Source organism: Frankia sp. CcWB3 (assembly GCF_977927595.1).
In genome coordinates this window covers 1-2,779 of record NZ_CDWRCK010000388.1, presented here as the reverse complement: position 1 = coordinate 2,779, position 2,779 = coordinate 1, and the positions used below count along the sequence as shown (strand labels likewise).

The 2,779-nt window shown below is 69.2% G+C and carries 5 protein-coding genes; all 5 read left to right on the top strand.

Annotation, left to right across the window (positions count from 1 at the left end; all coding sequences use genetic code 11):
- Positions 1-92: 92 nt before the first annotated feature.
- The 5 genes from ACY5KJ_RS19510 (at position 93) to rplI (ending at position 2,354) form a co-directional block, all read left to right on the top strand.
- Complete coding sequence (locus ACY5KJ_RS19510; RefSeq protein ID WP_462204047.1) at positions 93-419, top strand: hypothetical protein; 327 nt, start codon at positions 93-95, stop codon at positions 417-419.
- A gap of 250 nt (positions 420-669) precedes the next feature.
- The gene (rpsF, locus tag ACY5KJ_RS19505; RefSeq protein ID WP_462189285.1) at positions 670-996 is read left to right on the top strand and encodes a 30S ribosomal protein S6; all 327 of its coding nucleotides are present in this window, start codon (positions 670-672) and stop codon (positions 994-996) included.
- A gap of 63 nt (positions 997-1,059) precedes the next feature.
- Positions 1,060-1,611 carry a single-stranded DNA-binding protein gene (locus ACY5KJ_RS19500; RefSeq protein WP_462189286.1) on the top strand — a complete coding sequence of 184 codons (552 nt, stop codon included), beginning with the start codon at positions 1,060-1,062 and terminating at the stop codon, positions 1,609-1,611.
- A gap of 50 nt (positions 1,612-1,661) precedes the next feature.
- Positions 1,662-1,898 carry a 30S ribosomal protein S18 gene (gene rpsR / locus ACY5KJ_RS19495; RefSeq protein ID WP_011438874.1) on the top strand — a complete coding sequence of 79 codons (237 nt, stop codon included), beginning with the start codon at positions 1,662-1,664 and terminating at the stop codon, positions 1,896-1,898.
- Positions 1,899-1,907: 9 nt separating this feature from the next.
- A complete protein-coding gene (gene rplI / locus ACY5KJ_RS19490) occupies positions 1,908-2,354 on the top strand; it encodes a 50S ribosomal protein L9 (protein WP_011438873.1) in 447 nt (148 codons plus the stop codon).
- Positions 2,355-2,779 lie beyond the last annotated feature (425 nt).

Here is a 2,779-nt window from a genome sequence, read left to right as displayed (position 1 = left end):
GGTTAACTTCGAAGACCCGGCATGGGGCGCCGTGCGGGGTTTCCGTCACCTCGCCTTCGGCGTTTGGGACTACGGGAGGCGATGCTGTGGACATGCAGGATGCCCAGCCGGGTCAGCCCGGCACCGGGGACGTCGGCGGCGACCCGTCCGGGGGCGGCCACGACTCTTCCCCGGGCGGCCACGGCGGTTCCGGGTCCGGGCGCGTCGGTCCGCGGCCGGCTGCCCGCATGCTCGCGGTGGTCGCGGTCGCCGCGGCGCTCGCGGCGCTTGTGTTCGCCCTCGCGGACCCCTCCCCCTCCCGGCACATGCGTGGCCTCCTGATCACGGTGAACCTCGTCTGCCTCGCCGGGGTGTTCACGGCGTGGCTTCGCGTGGTTCTCGTGGTCGGGGCCGCCAGGGCCCCCGGAGGAATCGAGTAAGCTCGGCTGGACATACCGTGCGCCGGCGTACGTGTGTCCATCCGCTGGTCCAGGCCGACCACTCGTCATGATTGGTCGGTGCGCCTCCGGGTGGCCCTCGTGCACTGATGATCGTCCGGATGTGCTGACGGGCGGTCCCCTCTCGGATCCATCGCGTCGAGCACGTTCGAGACGGCACAGGTTCCGGTCGCGGTCCCTCCTGCCGCGGAAGATCCGTGGCCGCCAGAGTCCACAGGAGGTGGGTTCAGTCTTGGCACGTCATTATGAGCTCATGGTGATCCTCGATGCTGACCTCGAGGAACGCACCGTCGCGCCCTCCCTCGACCAGTACCTCGGTGTCGTCCGTCAGGGCGGCGGCGTGGTGGAGAAGGTCGATGTCTGGGGCCGGCGCCGGCTCACCTACGAGATCGCCAAGAGTTACGAAGGCATCTACGCCGTCATCGACCTGCATGCGGAGCCCGACGTCGTCGCCGAGCTCGACCGTCAGCTCGTCCTCAACGAGTCGGTCATCCGCACCAAGGTCATTCGGCTTCCAGAGCCGAAGAAGCCACGTCAGAGCCGCCGGGCGGCGGCGTGATCCGGTCCGCGGCGACGGCAGTCCCCGTGCCGTCGTGGGCCGCCGATCTCCGGGAGAGTGCCCATGGCTGGTGAAACCGTCATCACTGTCGTCGGCAACCTAGCCAACGACCCCGAACTGAGGTTCACCCCGAACGGTGCCGCGGTCGCCAGCTTCACCGTCGCCTCCACGCCGCGCACCCTCGACCGCCAGACCAACGAGTGGAAGGACGGCGAGGCGCTGTTCCTGCGCTGCTCCATCTGGCGCCAGGCGGCGGAGCACGTCGCCGAGTCGCTGCAGAAGGGCGCTCGGGTCATCGTCACCGGCCGCCTCAAGCAGCGGTCGTTCGAGACCCGCGAGGGTGAGAAGCGCACCGTGATCGAGCTCGATGTCGACGAGATCGGCCCGAGCCTGCGCTACGCCACCGCCAAGGTCGTCAAGGCCGCGCGCGGCGGTGGTGGCAGCAGTTACGGGGGCGGTGGCGGAGGCGGCTACGGCGCGCCCGCCGGCGCCCCCGCCGGTGTTCCCGCGGGCGCTCCGGCCGGCAGCTACGGCGGCGGTAGTGGTGGTGGAGCACCCATCGATGACCCCTGGTCGCAACCGGCCGGCGGCTACTCCGACGAGCCACCGTTTTGAGCGGCCGGTCGTCGTCCTCGCGAACGACACAACGAGGTAGCAGCACACCCATGGCCAAGGCGGCCGTGCGCAAGCCCAAGAAGAAGGTTTGCGTTTTCTGCAAGGACAAGGTCGACTACATCGATTTCAAGGACACTTCGCTGCTGCGCAAGTACATCTCCGACCGGGGCAAGATCCGGGCCCGTCGGGTGAGCGGTAACTGCAGCCAGCACCAGCGCGACGTGGCGACGGCGGTGAAGAACAGCCGCGAGATGGCGCTGCTGCCCTACACCGCCTCGGCCCGGTAGGGGGTGGCGATGAAGCTCATCCTGACCCAGGAGGTCCCCGGTCTCGGCAGCCCGGGTGACATCGTGGAGGTCGCGAACGGGTACGGGCGCAACTACCTCGTGCCCCGCCGGTACGCGATCCTCGCGACCAAGGGCGCGGAGCGTCAGGTCGAGCAGATCAAGCGGGCCCGGTCGGCCCGCGCGGTCCGCGATCTCGGGCACGCTCAGGAGATCGCCGGTCAGCTCGGTGGCCTCAAGGTCGAGCTGACCAGCCGGGCGGGCAAGGAAGGCCGCCTGTTCGGTTCCGTAACGGCGGCCGACGTGGTGGAGGCGGTGACCGCCGCGGGTGGCCCCGAGCTCGACCGGCGCCGCGTCGAGCTCACCACGCCGATCAAGTCCCTGGGCGCCTACACCGTCGCCGTGCATCTGCACCCCGAGGTGACCGCGACCGTGAAGCTCCAGGTCACGCAGGCCTGACCAGGGCCGGGCGGGCCTGATCGCGGCCGGATGGGCCCGAGGCCGGGCGGTTCTGACGGCGGCGTCCGCCGTTTCTCCCGCTGTACCGCCGCGCTCGTTGTACCGGCTCCCCTGGCCGACCGTCTCAGGCGGCCGGCCAGGGGAGTTCGTTGTGCGTGGGGCAAGGGGCGACGAGCAGATCCGAAACTTTTTCTTATCCACAGGGCACTCGCGATGCGGGCGCCTGCCAGCTGGGTTTCGTCGAGGCTGTGGTCTCGGGTGTCCACAGGTTTCCGGTTTCCGTCCCGATGTCCTCCCCAGGTTCCGGCCGGTTGCCCACAGCTTTTCCACAAGGGCCTGTGGATAACTTTTTGCTGGGGGTGCCCGCCGGTCCGTAAGGTCGGACCCTCCAGACTGAGGAAGGTACTTCTAGCTCTGTCTTCCGC

What these genes read in the sequence shown, in the direction of transcription:
- ACY5KJ_RS19500 (WP_462189286.1), top strand. Translation starts at nt 1,060, where the DNA reads ATGGCTGGTGAAACCGTCATCACTGTCGTCGGCAACCTAGCCAACGAC.
- rpsR (WP_011438874.1), top strand. Translation starts at nt 1,662, where the DNA reads ATGGCCAAGGCGGCCGTGCGCAAGCCCAAGAAGAAGGTTTGCGTTTTC.
- ACY5KJ_RS19510 (WP_462204047.1), top strand. Translation starts at nt 93, where the DNA reads ATGCAGGATGCCCAGCCGGGTCAGCCCGGCACCGGGGACGTCGGCGGC.
- rplI (WP_011438873.1), top strand. Translation starts at nt 1,908, where the DNA reads ATGAAGCTCATCCTGACCCAGGAGGTCCCCGGTCTCGGCAGCCCGGGT.